The sequence below is a fragment of the Massilia phyllostachyos genome, from assembly GCF_021044825.1.
GTDB classification, from domain to species: Bacteria; Pseudomonadota; Gammaproteobacteria; order Burkholderiales; family Burkholderiaceae_D; genus Telluria; species Telluria phyllostachyos.
Genome location: NZ_JAJNOC010000005.1, coordinates 276,884 through 297,861 on the forward strand (window position 1 = coordinate 276,884; position 20,978 = coordinate 297,861).

Sequence of the window (20,978 nt, forward strand, 5' to 3'; positions counted from 1 at the left end):
AGCTGACAGGAGGCCGCGCACTGCGCGGCCTTTTTTTTGCATTCCCGCCAAAGGCGCATCCATCCGCCAAAGCGCCGTATCCGTCGCAGCGAGGCTGGTGCATAATATTGCGCCTAGTAAAGATGTCGGCTCCTGCCACTTTCCTGGAACGCCGATGTCCACCTTACTCACACAAGCAAAATCAAGCCTGATCAGCGTCCTGCTTCTTAGCGGACTGGTGCTGGTCGCCCTGTCGGGAACCGTCGTCGCCGGCATGTCCCTGCTGGCTGGATGGCTGCCGCAGGACTGGAACCTTCCCCGTCGCGAATTCGGCGGCATCCTGACGCTGCTCGCCGTGCAGCTGGTCTATATCGGCTTCGCCGTGCGTTTCGGCCGCGGCCGCGCAACGGCGGGGCTGCTCACCCGTTATGCCATGGCCCTGCAATTGCAGGCGCTGGCCGAACTGCTCGTGCTGGCGCTGACCGTCGTGGCGGTCAGCGGCGGCATGGTGCTCCTGATCGGCCTGGCCGGCGACCATGAAGCCAAACGCGATCTGCTGACCTGGATCGTCGAGGAAAGCAATTTGCTGACGGCCCTGCTGTTCGTGCTGATGCTGCCGGGATTGACCATGCTTGCCGGCGCCTGGCGCCTGCATGCGCTGAGCCGTACGCCCGGCGCCGTGCTGGCCGCGGCCGATGGCAGCCTGGCGCAGCGCGAGCTGGCCGCCGGCGCCGATGCCGGCGACCTGCGCCATACGCTGTCGACGATGCTGGAAGGCCTGACCGACAGGACGCGGCCGGGCCTGGGGCGCCTCTGGTATGCCGCGCATCCGCGCCTGCATGTGCGCGAAGTGGCGGGCCATCCGGAATATGAACTTGTCTGGAGCAATTGCCCGATGAAGTTGGTGGTCTCCCTGCACGAGGTTGAAGGCGGGGGACAGCGCGTGCTGGCGCGTTCCGTGCTGCGCGGAGGCTGGCACCAGGTCGAACTGTTCGCCACGCCGCTCGACGCGCTCGCGCAGATGCAGTACATCGACACGCAGCTGCTGGGTCCCTTGCGCGACCAGCTGGCCAAGGTCTCGGCAGAACGCCAGCGCGACGCCCTGCGCGAGCGCGCCATCGAGACCCAGCTGCGCATCCTGCAGGCCCAGATCGAACCGCACTTCCTGTTCAACACGCTGGCCAATGTGCGCCACCTCTACCGCAGCAGCGTCGAGGCCGGCGAGGACATGATGGACCACCTGATCGCTTACCTGCGCAGCGCCATGGACGACCTGCGCGCCGAGGATTCGACCGTGGTGCGCGAGATGGACCTGGCCATGCACTATCTCGCCATCATGAAGATCCGCATGGGCGACCGCCTGTCCTACCGCTTCATCCTGCCGGACGAATTGCTCCAGCACCCGTTCCCGCCGGCGATGCTGATCTCGCTGGTCGAGAACGCCATCAAGCACGGCATCGCCGGCAGCGAGCGCGGCGAGATCGTGCTGTCGGCCGGCGTTGCCGCCGGCAAGCTGCGCCTGCGCGTGCTCGACAACGGCGCCGGCCTGTCGAGCGTGGGCGGCACCGGCGTCGGCCTGTCCAACATCCGCCAGCGCCTGGAAGCGATGTTCGGCAGCGCGGCCTGGCTCGAAGTCGGCGCCGAGCCGGGCGCCGGATTCACCGCCACCATCGTGATCCCTTTACAGGAAAGGAAAGACTGACATGCCCACCGCCCTGCTGGCCGAAGACGAACCGCTGCTGCTGGCCGAACTCAAGGAGGCGCTCGCCGACCTGTGGCCGGAACTGAGCGTCGTCGCCGAAACGCTCGACGGCATGGCGACACTGGCCGCGCTGCGCCGGCATGCGCCGGACGTCGCCTTCCTCGACATCAATATGCCCAAGGCGAGCGGCCTGGACGTTGCCCGGATGCGGCCGCCCGGCACGGCGATCGTCTTCCTCACCGCCTACGGCCAGCACGCGCTGGACGCCTTCGACGTCGGCGCGGTCGACTACCTGGTCAAGCCGCTCAACCGCGGGCGGCTGCTGGAAACCATCGACCGGCTGCGCCAGCGGCTGGAGCAGGCCGCGCCGACCGCCGTGCCGGCGCCGGCCCCGATGCCCTCAGCGTCGGCCGCGCCGCGCTACCTGGCCTGGATCCAGGCCTCGGTCGGCAGCATGGTGCGCGTGATCACGGTCGACGAAGTCATTTTCTTCCAGTCCGATGCGAAGTACACCAAGGTCGTCACGGCCCAGGTCGAGGCCCTGATCCGGGTGCCGGTCAAGGATCTGGTCGTCCAGCTCGACCCGGAAGAATTCATCCAGATCAGCCGCGGCGCCATCGTCAACCGGCGCAGGATCGAGGCGATCTACCGGCGCGAAGGGCAGGTCGAGGTCCGTCTCAAGGGCCGGCCGGAAATGCTGCAGGTCAGCGCCGGCTTCCAGGGCCAGGCGGCCCTGCGCCAGATGTAAATCCTGCGTTCCCCGGAATGGCGCATCCATTCCGGGATTTGCCGCATCCGTCGCGGATGGTCTGGCGCAGAAAATGCTCTTGGGAAATTATGTGACCTCCAACACATGACGAGGTCACCATGAACTTCCACCGCACCATTCTCATTTCCCTGATCGGGCTGGCGCTCACCGGCGCCAGCCACGACGCACTGGCGGCAGCCGCGGTTGCCGCTGGTTCCAACGGCTACAGCTATACCCTCACCGAAGCGACCGACCTCGAGAAAGCGAAAGCGGAAGCGCTGGCGGAATGCCAGCGCCGCGCTCCGGATTGCGAGATCGTCGGCTGGACCACCGAGGCTTCCGCCATTGCCCTGGCCAAGAGCGCCGATGGATCGATCGTCACGACCATCCGTCCCACGCCGGAACTGGCGCGCGACGCCGCGATGAAGCGCTGCCGCGCGAAATACAAAGGCTGCAAGTTCGCGGCGGTGTACTGGGAACCCGGCGGCGATTGGGTGGCATGGGCCACGGCCAAGGGACCGGATGGACTGCTGGTGGCGCAGCATTATGCCTACCGCTATACGACGGAAAGCGAAGCCTCCCGCACGGCAATGAAAGGGTGCACCGAAAAGCTGAAGAACACCAGCGGCGTGCATTGCACGGTTGCCTCCGGCTGGGGGGCGTTCGTGCGCGCCATCGCCTCCTCGTCCAGCTACACGAGCTACCGCATCGAAACCGACCGTGCCACGGCGGAAGCGGGCGCCCTGAAGCAGTGCCGGGAAGAGTCGGCGCCGGGCGACGCGTGCAAGATCGATTCGGTCGCCGAGAATACCGCGCCGCGCGCCAAACCGGCGTCCTTCGACAAGGTATTCGCCCAGACCACGGTAGCCAGGGAAAACGCGACACTGCGGCCGAGCGCACGGCCGAATCCTCCCGTGCCGCCGCGCGGACAGGCGCTGAGCTGCACCAACCGCTGCGTCAACGGCAGCTGCGTGCGCACCTTCGCCAACGGCCGCACCGAACGCTGGCAGGCGCCGCGCGTGCTCGATCCTTTCACCAATAACTGGAAATGGGACACCTCCAGCTGCGGTGGTTAAGCGCCATAGCTTATTGCTGAGTAAGATGCTTTGAGTTACATCAACGAAACTGTGGCATCAAATATTTGCATTCTTTAACATTTCGCCGAAGAAAATATGTTTCTGCATTTCTCAGCGGTTTGACTGTTGTTAATACGCCGAAATTGTATCGAATTGTCGCGCGCGTCCTCTTTCTTTGGGAGTACGCTGACTCGGCCGCATACAGACGGCACCGGGTCGACCCATGGGTCGACACCGGTTTACAACGACACGGGCGAAGAGGATCTCGCTTGACGGAAAACATCACAATGAGGAAGAAACATGAAGCATAAGCATTCGATTCATCCTGCTATGTTGAAAATGTGCGCTGCAGTATCGCTCGCCCTCGTCGCTTGCGCGGCGGGTGCGGCAGAGCAGAAATTCATTCTGGAGACAGACCGTATCATCGTGAAATACAAGGACGCCGTCCCGGCCGCCAAGTCCGCCGGTTCGGCGCTGGCGCGCGTCGGCTCGGCCCTGAGCGCCGACCGCAAGTCGCGCCTGGAACGCGCCGGCCAGGAATTCGGCATGCTGGTCAGCGAGAGCCATGCGATCTCGACCGGTGCGCGCGTGTTCAAGCTCAACGGCCGCAAGCACCTCGATGAAGTGAAAAAGCTGGCCGCCGAGATGATGGCGCGCGACCCGAGCATCGAATACGCCGAGCCCGACCGCATCATGACCCACATGGCGACGGCGAACGACCCGTATTACGCCCAGCAGTGGCACTACACCGACTCGGTCGGCGGCCTGCGCCTGCCGACCGCCTGGGACCTGTCCACCGGCACCGGCGTGGTGGTGGCCGTGATCGACACCGGCTACCGCCCGCACGCCGACCTCAGCGGCCAGATCCTGCAGGGTTACGACTTCATCACCAGCGCGACCATCGGCAACGACGGCAACGGCCGCGACACCGACGCCAGCGACCCGGGCGACCGCGTGGTCGCGGGCGAGTGCTATGCCGGCTCGCCGGCCTCGAACTCGAGCTGGCACGGCACCCACGTGGCCGGCACCGTGGCCGCGCGCACCAACAACAGCCTGGGCGTGGCCGGCGTCGCGTACAACGCCAAGATCGTGCCGGCGCGCGTGCTCGGCAAGTGCGGCGGCTATACCTCGGACATCGCCGACGCCATCACCTGGACCTCGGGCGGCACCGTCTCCGGCGTGCCAACCAACGCCAACAAGGCCAAGGTGCTGAACCTGTCGCTGGGCGGCGGCGGCGCCTGCGACACCACCACGCAAAACGCCATCAACGGCGCCCGCTCGCGCGGCTCGGTGGTAGTGGTGGCGGCCGGCAACGACAACATGAACGTCAGCAACGCCAGCCCGGCGAACTGCTCGGGCGTGATCGCGGTGGCGGCGACCGGCAAGACCGGCGGCCGTGCGTCCTACTCGAACTACGGCACCCTGGTCGACGTCGCAGCCCCGGGCGGCGACGGCAGCTACAGCGTGATCTCGACCCTGAACGCGGGCACCAACGCGCCGGGCGCCGACAACTACGCCGGCTACCAGGGCACCTCGATGGCGACGCCGCACGTGGCGGGCGTCGCCGCGCTGATGTTCGCGGCCAAGTCGACCCTGACCCCGGACCAGGTCGAAAGCATGCTGAAGTCGAGCGCGCGCGCCTTCCCGGCGACCTGCTCGGGCTGCGGCACCGGCATCGTGGACGCCACCGCCGCCGTCAACGCGGCAATCGGCGGCACTACCACGCCGACCGGCCCGACCATCAGCGAGACCGAGTCGAACAACACGACCGCCACCGCCAACCTGGTCTCGACCGCCGCCACCACCGTGAACGGCGTCATGGGCAGCACCACCGACACCGACTACTTCCGCGTCGACCTGCCGGCAGGTAAAACCCTGAGCGCCGTCATGACCCCGGGCGCAAGCGCCGACTACGACCTGGTCGTGTACAACGCCTCGGGCACCCAGCTCGGCGCCAGCGAGAACCCGGCCGGTGCGGTGGACAGCGTTTCCAGCGCCAACACCGGCACCAGCGCCTCGACCCGCTATGTGCGCGTGGTCTACTACAGCGGCGGCACCGGCTCGACCAACGGCAAGTACACGCTGAAGCTGAGCTGGTAATTTCAGGACGACGCGGCGCGCTTCCCCTTGCGCCGCTGTCATCCGGGAACGCGCGGCGTGCCGCGCGTTCTTTTTTTGTGGGCTTCGCCGGTATTGCATTAACTCCACTTTCGACCGATACTGTATGCAATTACAGTAGTCGGCCTTGCGTCCGTGTGAACGCCCCCCTTCGTAAAATCATCCACTGCGATTGCGACTGTTTCTACGCATCGGTCGAGATGCGCGACGATCCGTCCCTGCGCGGGCGTCCGCTCGCGGTCGGCGGCCGTCCCGACCAGCGCGGGGTGGTGGCGACCTGCAACTACGAGGCGCGGCGCTTCGGCATCCATTCGGCCATGGCCACGGCGCAAGCCATGAAGCTGTGCCCGGGCCTGCTGGTGATCCCGCCGGCGATGGAAAAGTACCGGATTGCTTCGCGCCAGATCATGGACATCTACCGCGACTATACCGAGCTGGTGGAGCCGCTCTCGCTCGACGAAGCCTATCTCGACGTCAGCGATTCGCCGCACTGCAAGGGCAGCGCCACCCTGATCGCGCAGGAAATCCGCCAGCGGATTTTCGACACCGTCGGTATCACCGCCTCGGCCGGCGTGGCGCCGAACAAGTTCGTGGCCAAGATCGCGAGCGACTGGAACAAGCCGGACGGGCTGTTCCTGGTGCGCCCCGACGAGGTGGATGCATTCGTCGCGGCATTGCCGGTGAAGAAGCTGTATGGCGTCGGTAAGGTGACGGCGGAAAAGATGCACCGTCTCGGCCTGCAGACCTGCGGCGACATGCGCGAATGGAGCATCGAGCGCTTGACGGAACACTTCGGCAGCTTCGGCTACCGCCTGCACAAGCTGTGCCGCGGCATCGACGAACGCGAAGTGAATACCTCGCGCGAACGCAAGTCGATCAGCACCGAGGAGACCTATACGCCGGACGTGCCGGACCTGGACGCCTGCCTGCGCCTGCTGCCGGATTTATATGAGCACCTGCTTGGACGCATCAAGCGCAACGGCGCCGAAAAGTTCATCAACAAGCTGTTCGTGAAGATCAAGTTTTCGGACTTCCAGCAGACGACGGTCGAGTGTGTTGGCTATGCGCCACATATCCCGACCTTTGCACGCCTGATGGAGACCGGCTGGGCCAGGGCCAGCCGCCCGGTGCGCCTGCTCGGTGTCGGCGTGCGCTTGAGCGATACCGAAATCGTCGAGCAATTGCGCCTGTTCGAGGATGCGCTGCCGGCAGCGATCGTCGAGGCCGTTAGCGACCCGACAACAGAATAATTTTTTCATTCTCGCAGGCATCAACGTCGGCGTAGAATGTCGTTCCCCACAAAATTGATACAACGGATAACACGCGTATGTGGTTCAAGAATCTCCAGATTTATCGCCTGCCCGCTCCCTGGGCATTCACCCCGGAACAGATGGAAGAAGCACTGCAGTCGCAGGCTTTCACGCCCGCCAGCAGCAACGAGCTGCTGCGCCAGGGCTGGGATTCGCCACGCGGCAACGGCAAGCTGGTCCACGTCGTCAACAAGCAGATGCTGATGATGCTGGGTAACGAGAAGAAGCTGCTGCCGAGCTCGGTCATCAACCAGGTCGCCAAGGCCAAGGCCGCCGAGCTGGAAGAACAGCAGGGCTTCCCGCCGGGCAAGAAGGCGATGAAGGACCTGAAGGAACGCGTGGCCGATGAACTGCTGCCGCGCGCCTTCTCGATCCGCAGCAACGTCTGGGTCTGGATCGACCCGGTCAACGGCTGGCTGGTGGTCGACGCCGCCAGCCCGTCGAAGGCGGACGACGTCATCAAGCTGCTGCTGAAAGCAGTCGACCGCATGCCGCTGGAATCGTTGCGCGTGCAGAAATCGCCGGTCGCCGTGATGACCGGCTGGCTGGAAGCCGATGAAGCGCCGTACGGCTTCACCATCGACCAGGACACCGAACTGCGCGCCACCGGCGAAAGCCGCGCCGCCGTGCGCTACGTGAAGCACACCCTGGAACCGGACGACATCCGCCGCCACATCGCCGCCGGCAAGCAATGCACCCGCCTGGCCATGACCTGGAACGACCGCATCAGCTTCGTGCTGACCGAGTCGCTGGCGATCAAGGGGATCAAGCCGCTGGATGTGATCAAGGAAGGGGAAGCGGTTACTTATAGCGATGATGAGCGGTTTGATAACGACATCGTGTTGATGACGGGGGAGCTGGCCAAGCTGCTGGCGGATGTGGTCGAGGCGCTGGGCGGCGAAGCCAAAGCCTGATTAATTAGTGAGCAGTAGAACGTCGTACGCGCCACTGGCGCCTACGACTTCCGGCGAAGGCCGTAACCCAATTTTTGCATGCGTTTCGATAGCGCACGCAGATCTTGGGCACCGGCCTCCGCCGGTGCGACGGCTCATCCGCTAACACTTACTTCGCCATCTCCTCACTCGTCGACGGCTCCGTACCCGTCGCATCCCCCGCCTCGCGCTTCCCGCTCGAATACGTCGCCCCTTCGCGCTTTTGCCCCGGCGCCGGCTTGCCCGCCAGCGGCGGCAGCGCCTTCGCCTTTTCCAGGTCGATCCCCGCCACCTCCGCCACGCGCCGCCCGTAGTCTTCGTCGCAGTGCCACAGATGCCACACCATGCGCAGCTGGATCGGTTCCGGGCATTTCTTCAGGTCGCCCCCGACGTTGTTCACCAGGTCGTCGCGCTCCCAGTCCTCGAATGTACGATAGCGCGCCCCCGCCTGCGCGTAGTCGTCAGCGGTGCGCGTGGTCTGGTAGCGCCCCAGGTGCCCCTCGACCCACTGGTGGTATTCCTTCTCCGGCTTCGGCGCTTCCTGGTAGCCGCCCACCAGGCTCGGTTCGTAGTTGATGTGCTTGTCCTCGCCGCGGCCGTCGACATAAAAGGTCATCTGGCCGTCGCGCTGGTTGGTGCGCGCCGCGGCACCGGCTTGCGGCTGGTTGATCGGCAGCTGCAGGTAGTTCGGCCCGACGCGGTAGCGCTGGGTGTCGGAATAGGACAGGGTGCGGCCCTGCAGCATCTTGTCGTCCGAGAAGTCGATGCCGTCCACCAGCACGCCGGTGCCGAAGGCCGACTGCTCGGTCTCGGCGAACACATTGTCCGGATTCTTGTTCAGGACCAGGCGCCCCACCGGCAGCAGCGGGAACTGGTCTTCCGGCCAGCGCTTGGTGTCGTCGAGCGGGTCGAAGTCGAGTTCGGGATGTTCGCCGTCGGACATGATCTGCACGCAGAATTCCCATTCCGGATAATCGCCGCGCTCGATCGCATCGTAGAGGTCGCGCGTGGCGTGGCTGGTGTCCTGGGCCTGGATCTCGGCCGCCTGTTGCGACGTCAGGTTGCGTACGCCCTGCTTCGGTTCGAAGTGAAACTTCACCAGGTGGGCCACGCCTTGGTCATTGACCAGCTTGTAGGTGTTCACGCCCGAGCCTTCCATTTCACGATAAGTCGCAGGAATGCCCCATGGGCTCTTGACCCAGGTGACCATGTGCAGCGCTTCCGGATGGCTGCAGATGAAATCGTAGAAGCGCCACGGCTCCTGCTGGTTGGTGACCGGGTCCGGCTTGAAGGCATGGATCATGTCGGGGAACTTGATCGCGTCGCGGATGAAGAAGACCTTCAGGTTATTGCCCACCAAGTCCCAGTTGCCGTCGACGGTCTTGAACTTGATCGCGAAGCCGCGCGGGTCGCGCGCCGTTTCCGGGGACTCCTTGGCGCCGATCACGGTCGAGAAGCGCACGAACACCGGGGTCTGCACGCCGACCTCGTTCAGCACGCGCGCCCGCGTGTACTTGCTGGCCGGCTCGCCGCCGATGGTGCCGTAGGCCTCGAACACGCCGTGGGCGCCGGTGCCGCGCGCATGCACCACGCGCTCGGGGATGCGCTCGCGGTCGAAGTGCGTGATCTTCTCGATGAACTGGTAATTCTCGAGCGTGGCCGGACCACGTTCGCCCACCGAGCGCAGGGACTGGTTGTCGCTGACGGGGTGGCCCTGGCGGGTGGTCAGGATGGGACGCTGCTCGCTCATGCTTCTCTCCTTGTTACGGGTACACGGGAGAAGCGAGTATAGGAAGAGGCCGCGTCGGGCAGCGCGCGGCTGCCCTGCGGAAAAAGCTGTTTATTAGAGCTGCTGGAATACGCCGGCGGCGCGGTTCTTGGTGACGTTATCCCACGGGAAAACCTGGCCATTCATGGCGACGTAGACGCCGGCGGGCAGGGTCTGCGCCACGCCGCAGGCGAAGCCGAGATTGAACAGCGCGTCCGAGTTGGCGATCTCGTAGGGGATCATGGCGCCGGTCAGGACGATGGTCTGGCCGAGGTTCGCGGCGCCCAGCACGGCGGCCGTTTCGCGCATGGTGTCGGTGCCGTGGATGATGACGATCGCCTGTTCGCTCGCCGCCTGGCAGGAAGCCAGTACGCGCTGGCGGTCGGGGTCCTGCATGTCGAGCGAATCGAGCAGCGGCAGCACTTCCAGCGCGCACGGCACGGTCATGCGCGAGCGCGCGATCACGGCCGGCAGGTGGCTGTCGGCAAAGCCGAGCACGCCGTTCAGTTCATTGTAGTGTTTGTCGAAAGTGCCGCCGGTGGCGATGATTCGCAGAGTCATGTTGGTTTATCCACGTGCAGAAAAAAGGTTGGTAATGATAGCCGCAAACGGTAGTGTATCCATATGTGACTGCGCTAGAATCGTCCGGATCGGTTGAGTAAACTCTGTCGTCTTTTTCCTCTTCTCTACTTCCTCCCATGAAAGCCGTCGCACCGGGCACCGTCATTTTCCACCGCCATCGAGGCTATGGCGTGATCACCCACGTCAACCTCTTGACCGGGTGGATTTCGGCGCGCTTCGGCAACGAAGCACGCACCCTCGACCTCAACCTGTCGAGCGACGAAGTGCAGCACGCCGACGGCGAACCGATCCTGTTCCGCCGCGCCCCGCCGGACCGCATGCCGCACGCGCGCCTGATGGACGTGGTGCGCGAGCTGCACAAGGCCGGCTACCAGAAGCTGTACCTGTATTCCTGGCCCAAGCCATCCGGCCTGCACTGGCGCTGGCACCTGTTCACCGGCCCGCGCAACTGGATGCAGCGCACCTGGCGCGAAGGCTGGTATGGCTCGGGGGCGGAGTACAACAACAACCCGGTGATGGGCTGGGGCGATTCGCCGGGCGCCACCACCGAAGAGCTGATCCATGCGCTGGCGAAGTTCGATCCGCAGGGGCTGGCGCAGGCGCTGGGGCGCGACGAGGATCACACGGCGTGGTTCGAGCAGGCATGCGAGCTGCTGCTGCCGGGGTACATGTACAGCCTGAACATGGAACGGCCCGCAGGCGGCGCGCTGGTCGAGGCGCCGCCGGTGCCCATCGTGCCGGTGCGGGCGGGCTTGCAGCCTTATGCGGGGCCGGACATCGGCTGGCCGCCGGGGTGGGCGGGGTTGTGGAGTGGCAGGCATGTGATGCCGGCGAGGAAGGTCAATCTCATTACGGGGGAGCCGGAGTTGCGCTGAGCTTGGTGGCTCGCTGCGCTCGGGTCTGGTCTCATTGTGCTTTGGAATTGGGTTCCGGCCTTCGCCGGAAGTCGTAGGCCCCAGTGGGGCGTACGACGACTCTACCGCTAGTTGCTAGCTCGAAGACCGTCGCTCCGGCGCAGGCCGGAGCCCAATTTCCCCACCGAAGTCGCAGCACCTACCGCTTCCCCAACGTTTCCGGATTCAAAATGTTATCCGGCTGCCCACCAGCAAACCGCACCACATTCTCGAACGCCGTCTGGAAATAAATCTCGTAACTATCCTGCTCCACATACCCCAAATGCGGCGTCGCCAGCACCGTCGGAATCCGCAGCAGCGGCGCATCCGCCCGCAACGGTTCACTGGTGAACACATCCAGCGCCGCATATCCCGGCCTCCCTGAACGCAGCGCCTGCTCCAGCGCGCCTTCTTCCACCAGCTCCGCCCGGCTGGTATTCACGAACAGCGCATCCGGCTTCATGCGCGCGAAATCATCGGCCTTTACGATGCCGCGCGTCTCTTCCGCCAGCCGCAGGTGCAAGGTCAGCACATCGGCCTGCGCGAACAAGGTCTCGCGCGACGCCGCCGCTTCCAGGCCGTCCGCCAGCGCCCGTTGCCGGCTGCCTTCGCTCCCCCACACCAGCACCCGCATGCCGAAGGCGCGCGCATAGCCTGCAACCAGTTGCCCGATCTTGCCGTAGCCCCAGATCGCCAAGGTGCGTCCGCGCAGCGAGCGTCCGAGGCCGTTGAGCACCGGGTTCACCGAAGCGGTCTGCCACAGCCCATCCTTCAGGTTGTTCGCATACGGCACGATCTTGCGGCTGGCCGCCATGATCAGCGCCCAGGTCAGCTCCGACGGCGCCACCGGCGAGCCGATGCCCTCGGCGATCGCAATGCCGTGTTCGGTCGCGGCCGCCACGTCGATGTGGCCGCTGACCTTGCCGGTCTGCGAGATCAGCTTCAGGTTCGGCAGCCGGGCGAGCAGGGCGGCGGGGAAGGCGGTGCGTTCACGGATCAGCACCAGGGCGTCGTAGGGCGCCAGCCGGATCGCCAGCTGTCCCAGTCCGCGGGTCGGATGGTTGAAGACCTTGACCTCGTGCCCATCGAGCAGGCGGAAGCAGGACAGGCCCCGGACGGCGTCCTGATAATCGTCGAGAACAGCTATTTTCATATGAGTTGCTTCAAGTTAAGGGACTGTGCGTAGCGAAATAACAGCTTCTAAAAAGATCATAAATAGCCTACTACATTAGTCGGACATTTTTGACTACTTTTTTGTAGTAGCTGAGCTAAATCCGCGTTTTTGGGGTGTACAATCGGCCAATTCCTGAGGGGTCTGGCGCATCATTCGCCGACTTGTTCAGCACCGTTCCGGTCTCCTTTCGAGACCGTCGACACGATCGCCCGTAGTTGTAACACCTCGCCGCGCTCCGCTGGAGCGATCAGCCATTTTACTCAGGGCACGGCCAGACGGACGATCCTGCCGTGACAGTATTCTTAATTGGCATTGGAGGTATGTATGAACCAGCCCGTCATGGGCGGCGTCGCCGCACTGAACGTTCCAGCTCACGTCAAACACCAGAAGCTCATCAATTGGGTCGCGGAAATCGCTGCCCTGACGAAGCCTGACAGCATCTACTGGTGCGACGGTTCCGAGGAAGAGTACGATCGCCTGTGCGCGCAGATGGTCGAAGCCGGCACCATGAAGAAACTGAACCCGGCCAAGCGCCCGAATTCCTACCTGGCATGGTCGGATCCGTCGGACGTGGCACGTGTCGAAGACCGCACCTTCATCTGTTCGAGCACGAAAGAGCAGGCCGGCCCGACCAACAACTGGATGGACCCGGCCGAGATGCGCCGCACCCTGCATGGCCTGTTCGACGGCTGCATGGCCGGCCGCACCCTGTACGTGGTGCCGTTCTCGATGGGCCCGCTGGGTTCGCCGATCGCCCACATCGGCGTCGAACTGTCCGACTCGCCCTATGTCGCCGTCAACATGCGCATCATGACGCGCATGGGCAAGGCCGTGTTCGACGTGCTCGGCACGGACGGCGACTTCGTGCCCTGCGTGCACACCGTCGGCATGCCGCTGGCTGCCGGCCAGAAGGACGTGCCGTGGCCGTGCAACGCCACCAAGTACATCGTCCACTATCCGGAAACCCGCGAGATCTGGTCCTTCGGCTCGGGTTATGGCGGCAACGCGCTGCTTGGCAAGAAATGCTTCGCGCTGCGCATCGCCTCGAACATGGGCTACCAGGAAGCGCAGCAGGGCGGCACCGGCTGGCTGGCCGAACACATGCTGATCCTGGGCGTCGAATCGCCCAAGGGCGACAAGAAATACGTGGCGGCCGCCTTCCCCTCGGCCTGCGGCAAGACCAACTTCGCGATGCTGATCCCGCCGAAGGCCTTCGACGGCTGGAAGGTCACGACCATCGGCGACGACATCGCCTGGATCAAGCCGGGCGCGGACGGCAAGCTGTACGCCATCAACCCGGAAGCCGGCTACTTCGGCGTGGCCCCGGGCACCAACGACAAGACCAACCCGAATTGCATGGCCTCGCTGCGCGAGAACGTCATCTTCACCAACGTGGCGCTGACCGACGACGGCGACGTCTGGTGGGAAGGCATGACCAAGCAGGCGCCCGATCACCTGATCGACTGGCAGGGCAAGGACTGGACCCCGGCGTCTAGCACCAAGGCCGCCCACCCGAACGCGCGCTTCACCGTCGCCGCGACCCAGAACCCGGTCATCGACGCCGCCTGGGACGACCCGGCCGGCGTGCCGATCTCGGCCTTCATCTTCGGCGGTCGCCGCTCGACCACCGTGCCGCTGGTGACCGAAGCGAACAACTGGGTCGAAGGCGTCTACATGGCCGCGACCATGGGTTCGGAAACCACCGCCGCCGCCGCCGGCCAGATGGGCGTGGTGCGCCGCGACCCGTTCGCGATGCTGCCCTTCATCGGCTACAACATGAGCGACTACTTCCAGCACTGGCTGGACCTCGGCAAGAAAGTCGAAGCCAAGGGCACGCTGCCGAAGATCTTCTGCGTCAACTGGTTCCGCACCGGCGAAGACGGCGGCTTCGTGTGGCCGGGCTATGGCGACAATATGCGCGTGCTGAAGTGGGTGCTGGACCGCGCCGACGGCAGCGCCCCGGCCGGCCAGCAGCACATGTTCGGCACCTCGCCGAACTACGGCGACCTGAACTGGGAGGGCGCGGAGTTCAGCGAAGTGCAGTTCACCCAGATCACCTCGATCGACAAGGACGCCTGGGTCGAGGAACTGAAGCTGCACACCGAACTGTTCGAGAAGCTCGCTTATCGCCTGCCGCAGGAACTGGTCGATACCAAGCAGCAGCTGGAGGGGCGCCTGGGCGCGTAAGGGTTATGGAGTAGGGGGAGTGGTAGAGGCGACATAGACCGCCAGCCAATGAAAAAGGGACAGGCAAGCAGCCTGTCCCTTTTTTGTTGCCGCCTTTAATACCCGATCCCGCGTGCCATGGCCGCTGCGAAAATCGGGATCAGCGCGAACACGTGAATTTCGGCCAGCAGGATGCGGCGCAGCATGCTGATCTCTTCCAGCGGCGGTACGAAACTCGCATCGAGCTTGAGCCGCTTCTGCCAGGCCGCGATGCGCATCGTCGGCCGGATCGACAGGATGCCGACCACGCCGAAGGCGGCGATCTTGGCCCAGAACATCGGATTGTCCATGTAGAACTCGGCTCCCTTGGCGCCGCGCCAGACCCGGGCGAAGCCGGCGAACAGGATGGCGATCGCCAGCAGGCCGTAGGCGGCGTCGAAGCGTCCCAGCAGCCGCACCGTGTGCGGCGACATCGCCGCCGGACGCATCAGGGCCAGCTCCGCGGCCAGCACGGCCGCGATGCCGAATACGATCAGGTGGTGAACGCTGGCGAGGAAGAAATCGATCATGTCCGGGGAGCGGATGAGCAGGGGCTTCCAATGTCGCGCGGGCTTGACGCCTTGTCAAGATGGAGATGAAGAGCGAGGCGGAGCGGGAGCGCAGCAGATAGACGCGCACAAAAGAACAGGGGCAGTGCCTGGTGGCGCTGCCCCTGTTTCATTTAATGCCACCAGCCCGAAGACCGTCGCTCCGGCGAAGGCCGGAGCCCAATTCCTTTGCCCTGTGACTGCTTCGACAGCTACAGGTTTGCAAGCAAAATTGGGTACCGGCCTTCGCCGGTAGTCGTAGGCCCCAGTGGGGCGTACGACGGTCTTTGGGCTAACAAGTGAATCAGGCGAAGCCTGTATTTAACCTTTCAACAACGGCTTCAGATACTTGCCCGTCACACTGGCCTTGTTCTTCGCCACCTCTTCCGGCGTCCCGCTCGCAACGATCGTCCCGCCGCCAGCGCCGCCTTCCGGCCCCAGGTCGACGATCCAGTCCGCCGTCTTGATCACGTCGAGATTGTGCTCGATGATCGCCAGCGTATTGCCCTGGTCGCGCAGGCGGTGGATCACCTTCAGCAGCAGGTCGATGTCGGCGAAGTGCAGGCCGGTGGTCGGTTCGTCCAGGATGTACAGGGTGCGGCCCGTGTCGCGCTTGGACAGTTCCAGCGACAGCTTGACGCGCTGCGCCTCGCCGCCGGACAGGGTGGTCGCACTCTGCCCGAGCTTGATGTAGCCGAGGCCGACATCCAGCAGGGTCTGGAGTTTACGTGCGATGACCGGCACCGGCTTGAAGAACTCGTGCGCATCCTCGACCGTCATCTCCAGCACTTCGGTGATGTTCTTGCCCTTGTACTGCACCTCGAGCGTCTCGCGGTTGTAGCGCTTGCCGTGGCAGACGTCGCAAGGCACGTACACGTCCGGCAGGAAGTGCATCTCGACCTTGATCACGCCGTCGCCCTGGCAGGCTTCGCAGCGGCCGCCCTTCACGTTGAACGAGAAGCGGCCCGCCGAGTAGCCGCGTTCCTTGGCGGTCGGCACGGTGGCGAACAGGTCGCGGATCGGCGTGAACAGGCCGGTGTAGGTCGCCGGGTTCGAACGCGGGGTGCGGCCGATCGGCGCCTGGTCGACCGAGATCACCTTGTCGAAGTGCTCGAGGCCGTGGATGGACTCGTGTTCGGCCGGCTCGGTCTGCGAACCATACAGGTGGCGCGACAGGGCCGGGTACAGGGTGTCGTTGATCAGGGTCGATTTACCGGAACCCGAGACCCCGGTGACGCAGGTCATCAGGCCCACGGGCAGGGTGAGCGACACGTTCTTCAGGTTGTTGCCCTTGGCGCCAGTGATCACCAGCTGGCGCGCCGGGTCCATCTTGGTACGCTTCTTCGGCACGTGGATCTTGCGGCGGCCGTCCAGGTACTGGGCGGTCAGCGAATGCTCGCTCTGCATGATCTCCGGCAGCGAGCCGGCCGCGATCACCGCGCCGCCGTGCACGCCGGCGCCCGGGCCCATGTCGACGATGTAGTCGGCGGTGCGGATCGCATCCTCGTCGTGCTCGACCACCAGCACCGAGTTGCCGATGTCGCGCAAATGTTTGAGCGTCGCGATCAGGCGGTCGTTGTCGCGCTGGTGCAGGCCGATCGACGGTTCATCGAGCACGTACATCACGCCGGTCAGGCCGGAACCGATCTGCGAGGCCAGGCGGATGCGCTGCGCCTCGCCGCCCGACAGGGTGTCGGCGCTGCGGTCGAGCGACAGGTAATCGAGGCCGACGTTGTTCAGGAACTTCAGGCGCGCCGTGATTTCCTTGATGACGCGCTCGGCGATATCCTTCTTGGCGCCGGTCAGTTCCAGCTTCTCGAAGAAGTCCAGGGTGTCGCGCAGCGGCTTGTCCGAGACCTCGTAAATGGCGCGTTGCTGCGCTCCTTGTCCGATCTTGACGAAGCGCGCTTCGGTGCGCAGGCGCGCGCCGTCGCAGGCCGGGCATTTCTTCTCGTTGATGAACTTCGCCAGCTCTTCCTTGACCGCCATCGAATCGGTCTCGCGGTAGCGGCGCTGCAGGTTGTTCACCACGCCCTCGAAGGTGTGCTCGCGGATCACGGTGCGGCCGCGTTCGTTCACGTAGCTGAACGGGATCGAGGTCTTGCCGGAGCCGTGCAGCACCGCATCCTGGGCCGACTTCGGCAGGCTGTCGAATGGCTTGTCGAGGTCGAACTCGTAGTAGGCCGCCAGGTTCTGCAGCATCTGGTAGTAGAACTGGTTGCGGCGGTCCCAACCCTTCACGGCGCCGGAGGCCAGGGACAGGTGCGGGAAGGCGACGATGCGCTTCGGATCGAAGAACTCGATGTGGCCCAGGCCATCGCATTCCTGGCAGGCGCCCATCGGGTTGTTGAAGGAGAACAGGCGCGGCTCGAGCTCCTGCAGCGAATAGCCGCAGACGTTGCAGGCGAACTTGTTCGAGAAGACGGTTTCCTTCTCGGTATCCATCTCGTAGGCCACGGCGCGGCCGTCGGCCAGGCGCAGCGCGGTTTCGAAGCTTTCGGCCAGGCGCTGCTTGATCTCGGCATTCACCTTGACGCGGTCGATGACGACGTCGATGGTGTGCTTCTCGGTCTTCTTGAGCTTGGGCAGCTCGTCGATTTCATAGATCTTGGCCGCATTGACGCCGCTGGCGATGCGGAAGCGCACGAAGCCCTGGGCCTGCATGGCCTGGAACAGGTCGCCGTGCTCGCCCTTGCGGTTGGCCACGACCGGCGCCAGGATCATCAGCTTGGTGCCTTCCGGCATGGCGAGGACGGCATCGACCATCTGCGACACGGTCTGCGCGGCCAGCGGCTCGTGCGGGTGGTCCGGGCAATACGGGGTGCCGACGCGCGCATACAGCAGGCGCAGGTAGTCGTGAATCTCGGTGACGGTGCCCACGGTCGAGCGCGGGTTGTGCGAGGTCGCCTTCTGCTCGATCGAGATCGCCGGCGACAGGCCTTCGATCAGGTCGACGTCCGGCTTTTCCATCAGCTGCAGGAACTGGCGCGCGTAGGCCGACAGCGACTCGACGTAGCGGCGCTGGCCTTCGGCGTACAGGGTATCGAAAGCGAGCGAGGACTTGCCCGAACCCGAAAGGCCCGTGATGACGATCAGCTTGTTGCGCGGAAGGTCGAGGTTGATGTTTTTCAGGTTGTGCGTGCGTGCGCCGCGGATCCGAATTTCTTCCATTAAGTTTTTGATGGCTTTCTGTAAGTTTGCGGGGCCGGCGCACGGGGTACAGCTTGGTGTGAGCGGGCCTGTCGGGGAGAACCAGGTAGTGTAGCGCGTTTTCCGAAAGGCTGTACATGCATCCAGCAGTTTTGTGCCGCTGGAATACGTTTCGATGCCAGTCTGGCATAGGAAATCCAACCTTCGGAAACCAGGTTCGTCGTATGTGGGCCGTATCGCGGCCTCTTCAATGACAAAGCGGCCAGAAGACGAAAATTTTTGTGGGACGCCGGGTCAAAGCCTGATCATCACTTGTCAATCCGCCTCAATCGTGTGCCCCGGCATGACGTAAAAAATCTCTTTTTTTGTCTGCTCATCGGCCCCATAATACTTGGCTGCAGCACCACGTTCCCTGACGCTTGGAAATCACGCAGAGTCAGGGCTCTACAAAACTCATTGGAGCAAGAAACATGGCATCCGTTAACAAAGTCATCATCGTCGGCAACCTCGGCCGTGACCCGGAAATCCGCTACATGCCGAGCGGCGACGCCATCGCGAACATCGCGGTCGCCACCTCGTACAAGTCGAAAGACCGCCAGACCGGCGAGCAGAAGGAGCTGACCGAATGGCACCGCATTTCCTTCTTCGGCCGCCTGGCTGAAATCGTCGGCCAGTACCTCAAGAAGGGCTCCTCGGTCTACGTCGAAGGCCGCCTGCAGACCCGCAAGTACACCGACAAGGACGGCATCGAGCGCTACGCGACCGACATCATCGCGGAAAACATGCAGATGCTGGGCGGCCGCCAGGGCATGGGCGGCGGCGACAGCATGGGTGGCGGCATGGACGACGGCGGCTACGAGCCGCAACAGCGCCCGGCCCCGCGCCAGGCCCCGCCGGCGCCGGCAGCACGTCCGCAGCCGCAGCGTCCTGCGCCGAATTTCTCGGACATGGATGACGATATTCCGTTCTGATTGCAATTTGCCTCATGACTAAAACCCTCTTCCATGAAGAGGGTTTTTTTATCTGTTGTATCAATAATTAATTACCGTTCGGTAAGCTCACTAGCAATCTTTCGTCCATCTGACCCAAATATTACCGATCTATCATTTTTTGAAATTTCGTGCGTACTTTCTTCTTATAATCTTACCGATCATGCAGATTCGGGGGCGAAGATGAAAAGGCCGACCAAGCCTGAAGACTGGAACGAAAAGTCCGTACGTTCCATGGATGAGTTGGGCAAGCTGGTGCGCGAAGTACGCAAGGGTCAAGGGATGACACAGGAAGATGTCAGCGGCCTTGCGGGACTCGGCAATCGTTTCATCATCGACCTTGAGCGTGGCAAGGAAACCATCCAGATGCAAAAGGCCATCGACGTGCTTGGCCTGCTGGGCCTTGAACTCATCGTGCGCAAGACGTGATCATGGCAAAGTCCTTGCCATCGGCCCTGTCGGTATTTGGTCCGGATGAACTGATGGGGACACTCTATCCATCCGAGCCCCTGAGCTTCCGCTACAGTCGGGGCTGGCTGGAAAAACGTGACGCGCAACCATTACACCCGGCCTTGCCGCTGAGTGCGGAACTCTTCGATTCTCCTTTCGTCACGGCGTTTTTCGAAAACCTGCTTCCGGAGGGCGACCAGCGCACGCTCATCAGCATGCGCGAGCAGGTATCGACGGTCTTCGGCCTGCTGTCGCGCGTCGGAGGAGAAAGTGCCGGCTCGGTCGTCTTGCTGCCTGAAGGAGAGGAACCGGAAAGTCCCGTCTATCAGCCGCTGACCTGGGAGCAGGTCGACGCCCTGATGCATCGTGACGCCAATCCGGCCGAACGCGAGGCCATCGAAGAAGCCGCCAAGGATTTGCCGACGCCCCGGATGTCGATCTCGGGCGCGCAGCACAAGCTGCTGCTGTATATCGACGCAGATGGCACTCCCCAGCGGCCGATGGGCAGTTCTCCCTCCACGCATATCCTCAAGCCCGATATCGTCAGGTCCGACATCAACATCTTCGCATCGGCGGTCAACGAAACCATCATGATGCTTGCGGCAAGCAAGTGCGGCCTGCCTACGGCCGCGGTGGCCTACCAGCCCGTGACGCGCGCTTGCCTGGTCGAGCGCTACGACCGCCGGCGCATGGAAGACGGCACGGTGCGCCGCATATGGCAGGCCGATTTCTGCCAGCTGCTCGGCAAGGCGTCGGACGTCAAATACGAGCACGACGGCGGCCCCGGATTCGCGGAATGCTTCGCGCTACTGCAACGGTCCGCCCAGCCAGGCGTCGATCAGCGTCAGTTACTGCGCTGGCTGTTCTTCAACCTCTACACGGGGAACAACGATTCGCACGCGAAGAACCTGTCCATGATCGCCGTCGGGCGCGGCATGCGGCTGGCGCCCTTCTATGACCTGATGTGTACCCGCGCCTATGCCGGTCTAGGCGCGCATTTCGCCTTCTCGATTGCCGGAGAATCCGATCCCGGGAAGCTCACGCGGGAGCACGTCGTGGAGCTGGCGGGACAGTTGGGCATCGGTGCGAAATATCTCGACAAGGTGGCCGACAGCATGGCCGATGCCGTCGATGCCGCGGTGCCGGCCGCGGCAACTGAAGTCATGACCAGGCTGGGGGCGAGCGAGCGCGTCCTCGCACAAAGGATCGTCGACAAGGTGGCCTCCATCACGCGCAGGATGCGACAGCGCATCGTCACATAAGCTTGCGGCGAGCTTGCGTGCGAGGCGTTTGCCGACGAGCGTTTACACTTTACAGCCGAGCAGTTCCCGCCCAACGTACCCACCAGATCGAA

The 20,978-nt window shown here is 63.9% G+C and carries 16 protein-coding genes; 11 read left to right on the forward strand and 5 right to left on the reverse strand.

What is annotated here, in order from left to right:
* The first annotated feature begins 154 nt into the window (after window positions 1-154).
* The 6 genes from LQ564_RS16760 (at window position 155) to LQ564_RS16785 (ending at window position 7,847) form a co-directional block, all read left to right on the forward strand.
* Window positions 155-1,681, forward strand: a complete 1,527-nt coding sequence (locus tag LQ564_RS16760) for a histidine kinase (protein ID WP_231059254.1) — start codon at window positions 155-157, stop codon at window positions 1,679-1,681.
* A gap of 1 nt (window position 1,682) precedes the next feature.
* Window positions 1,683-2,429, forward strand: a complete 747-nt coding sequence (locus LQ564_RS16765; RefSeq protein WP_231059255.1) for a LytR/AlgR family response regulator transcription factor — start codon at window positions 1,683-1,685, stop codon at window positions 2,427-2,429.
* A 119-nt stretch (window positions 2,430-2,548) separates the two neighbouring features.
* Complete coding sequence (locus tag LQ564_RS16770) at window positions 2,549-3,505, forward strand: DUF4189 domain-containing protein (protein WP_231059256.1); 957 nt, start codon at window positions 2,549-2,551, stop codon at window positions 3,503-3,505.
* Between the two features lie 426 nt (window positions 3,506-3,931).
* Window positions 3,932-5,605 (forward strand): S8 family peptidase, encoded by a 1,674-nt coding sequence (locus LQ564_RS16775; protein WP_231059257.1) that lies wholly within the window; start codon window positions 3,932-3,934, stop codon window positions 5,603-5,605.
* A gap of 155 nt (window positions 5,606-5,760) precedes the next feature.
* A complete protein-coding gene (gene dinB / locus LQ564_RS16780) occupies window positions 5,761-6,873 on the forward strand; it encodes a DNA polymerase IV (RefSeq protein WP_288379441.1) in 1,113 nt (370 codons plus the stop codon).
* A 77-nt stretch (window positions 6,874-6,950) separates the two neighbouring features.
* A complete protein-coding gene (locus LQ564_RS16785) occupies window positions 6,951-7,847 on the forward strand; it encodes a recombination-associated protein RdgC (RefSeq protein WP_231059258.1) in 897 nt (298 codons plus the stop codon).
* A gap of 148 nt (window positions 7,848-7,995) precedes the next feature.
* Here LQ564_RS16785 and LQ564_RS16790 read toward each other — a convergent pair whose 3' ends face one another.
* Together LQ564_RS16790 and LQ564_RS16795 are read right to left on the reverse strand one after the other, a co-directional pair.
* Window positions 7,996-9,615 (reverse strand): catalase, encoded by a 1,620-nt coding sequence (locus LQ564_RS16790; RefSeq protein WP_231059259.1) that lies wholly within the window; start codon window positions 9,613-9,615, stop codon window positions 7,996-7,998.
* A 93-nt stretch (window positions 9,616-9,708) separates the two neighbouring features.
* Window positions 9,709-10,194 carry an asparaginase domain-containing protein gene (locus tag LQ564_RS16795; RefSeq protein WP_231059260.1) on the reverse strand — a complete coding sequence of 162 codons (486 nt, stop codon included), beginning with the start codon at window positions 10,192-10,194 and terminating at the stop codon, window positions 9,709-9,711.
* 137 nt (window positions 10,195-10,331) lie between these two features.
* On the opposite strand from LQ564_RS16795, the gene LQ564_RS16800 reads away from it, so the two are divergent.
* On the forward strand, window positions 10,332-11,090 hold the full coding sequence (locus LQ564_RS16800) for an L-asparaginase (protein WP_231059261.1): 759 nt from the start codon (window positions 10,332-10,334) through the stop codon (window positions 11,088-11,090).
* A gap of 178 nt (window positions 11,091-11,268) precedes the next feature.
* On the opposite strand, the gene LQ564_RS16805 is transcribed toward LQ564_RS16800, so the two are convergent.
* Window positions 11,269-12,261, reverse strand: coding sequence for a D-2-hydroxyacid dehydrogenase family protein (locus tag LQ564_RS16805; RefSeq protein WP_231059262.1), 993 nt, complete (start codon window positions 12,259-12,261; stop codon window positions 11,269-11,271).
* Window positions 12,262-12,606: 345 nt separating this feature from the next.
* Between LQ564_RS16805 and LQ564_RS16810 the strand changes: the two genes are divergently transcribed.
* Complete coding sequence (locus LQ564_RS16810) at window positions 12,607-14,469, forward strand: phosphoenolpyruvate carboxykinase (GTP) (protein WP_231059263.1); 1,863 nt, start codon at window positions 12,607-12,609, stop codon at window positions 14,467-14,469.
* Between the two features lie 95 nt (window positions 14,470-14,564).
* Here the strand turns inward: LQ564_RS16810 and LQ564_RS16815 are convergent, their stop codons facing one another.
* On the reverse strand, window positions 14,565-15,017 hold the full coding sequence (locus LQ564_RS16815; RefSeq protein WP_231059264.1) for a DUF2214 family protein: 453 nt from the start codon (window positions 15,015-15,017) through the stop codon (window positions 14,565-14,567).
* Between the two features lie 339 nt (window positions 15,018-15,356).
* Window positions 15,357-18,206 (reverse strand): excinuclease ABC subunit UvrA, encoded by a 2,850-nt coding sequence (gene uvrA / locus LQ564_RS16820; protein ID WP_231059265.1) that lies wholly within the window; start codon window positions 18,204-18,206, stop codon window positions 15,357-15,359.
* Between the two features lie 449 nt (window positions 18,207-18,655).
* Here uvrA and ssb point away from each other — a divergent pair, with 449 nt between their 5' ends.
* The 3 genes from ssb to LQ564_RS16835 all read left to right on the forward strand — a co-directional run bounded on the left by ssb (window position 18,656) and on the right by LQ564_RS16835 (window position 20,886).
* Entirely contained in the window at window positions 18,656-19,156 is a 501-nt protein-coding gene (ssb, locus tag LQ564_RS16825) for a single-stranded DNA-binding protein (protein ID WP_209589756.1), read from the forward strand.
* 201 nt (window positions 19,157-19,357) lie between these two features.
* Window positions 19,358-19,603, forward strand: coding sequence for a helix-turn-helix domain-containing protein (locus LQ564_RS16830; protein WP_231059266.1), 246 nt, complete (start codon window positions 19,358-19,360; stop codon window positions 19,601-19,603).
* A 2-nt stretch (window positions 19,604-19,605) separates the two neighbouring features.
* Window positions 19,606-20,886 (forward strand): type II toxin-antitoxin system HipA family toxin, encoded by a 1,281-nt coding sequence (locus LQ564_RS16835; RefSeq protein ID WP_231059267.1) that lies wholly within the window; start codon window positions 19,606-19,608, stop codon window positions 20,884-20,886.
* Window positions 20,887-20,978: the final 92 nt, after the last annotated feature.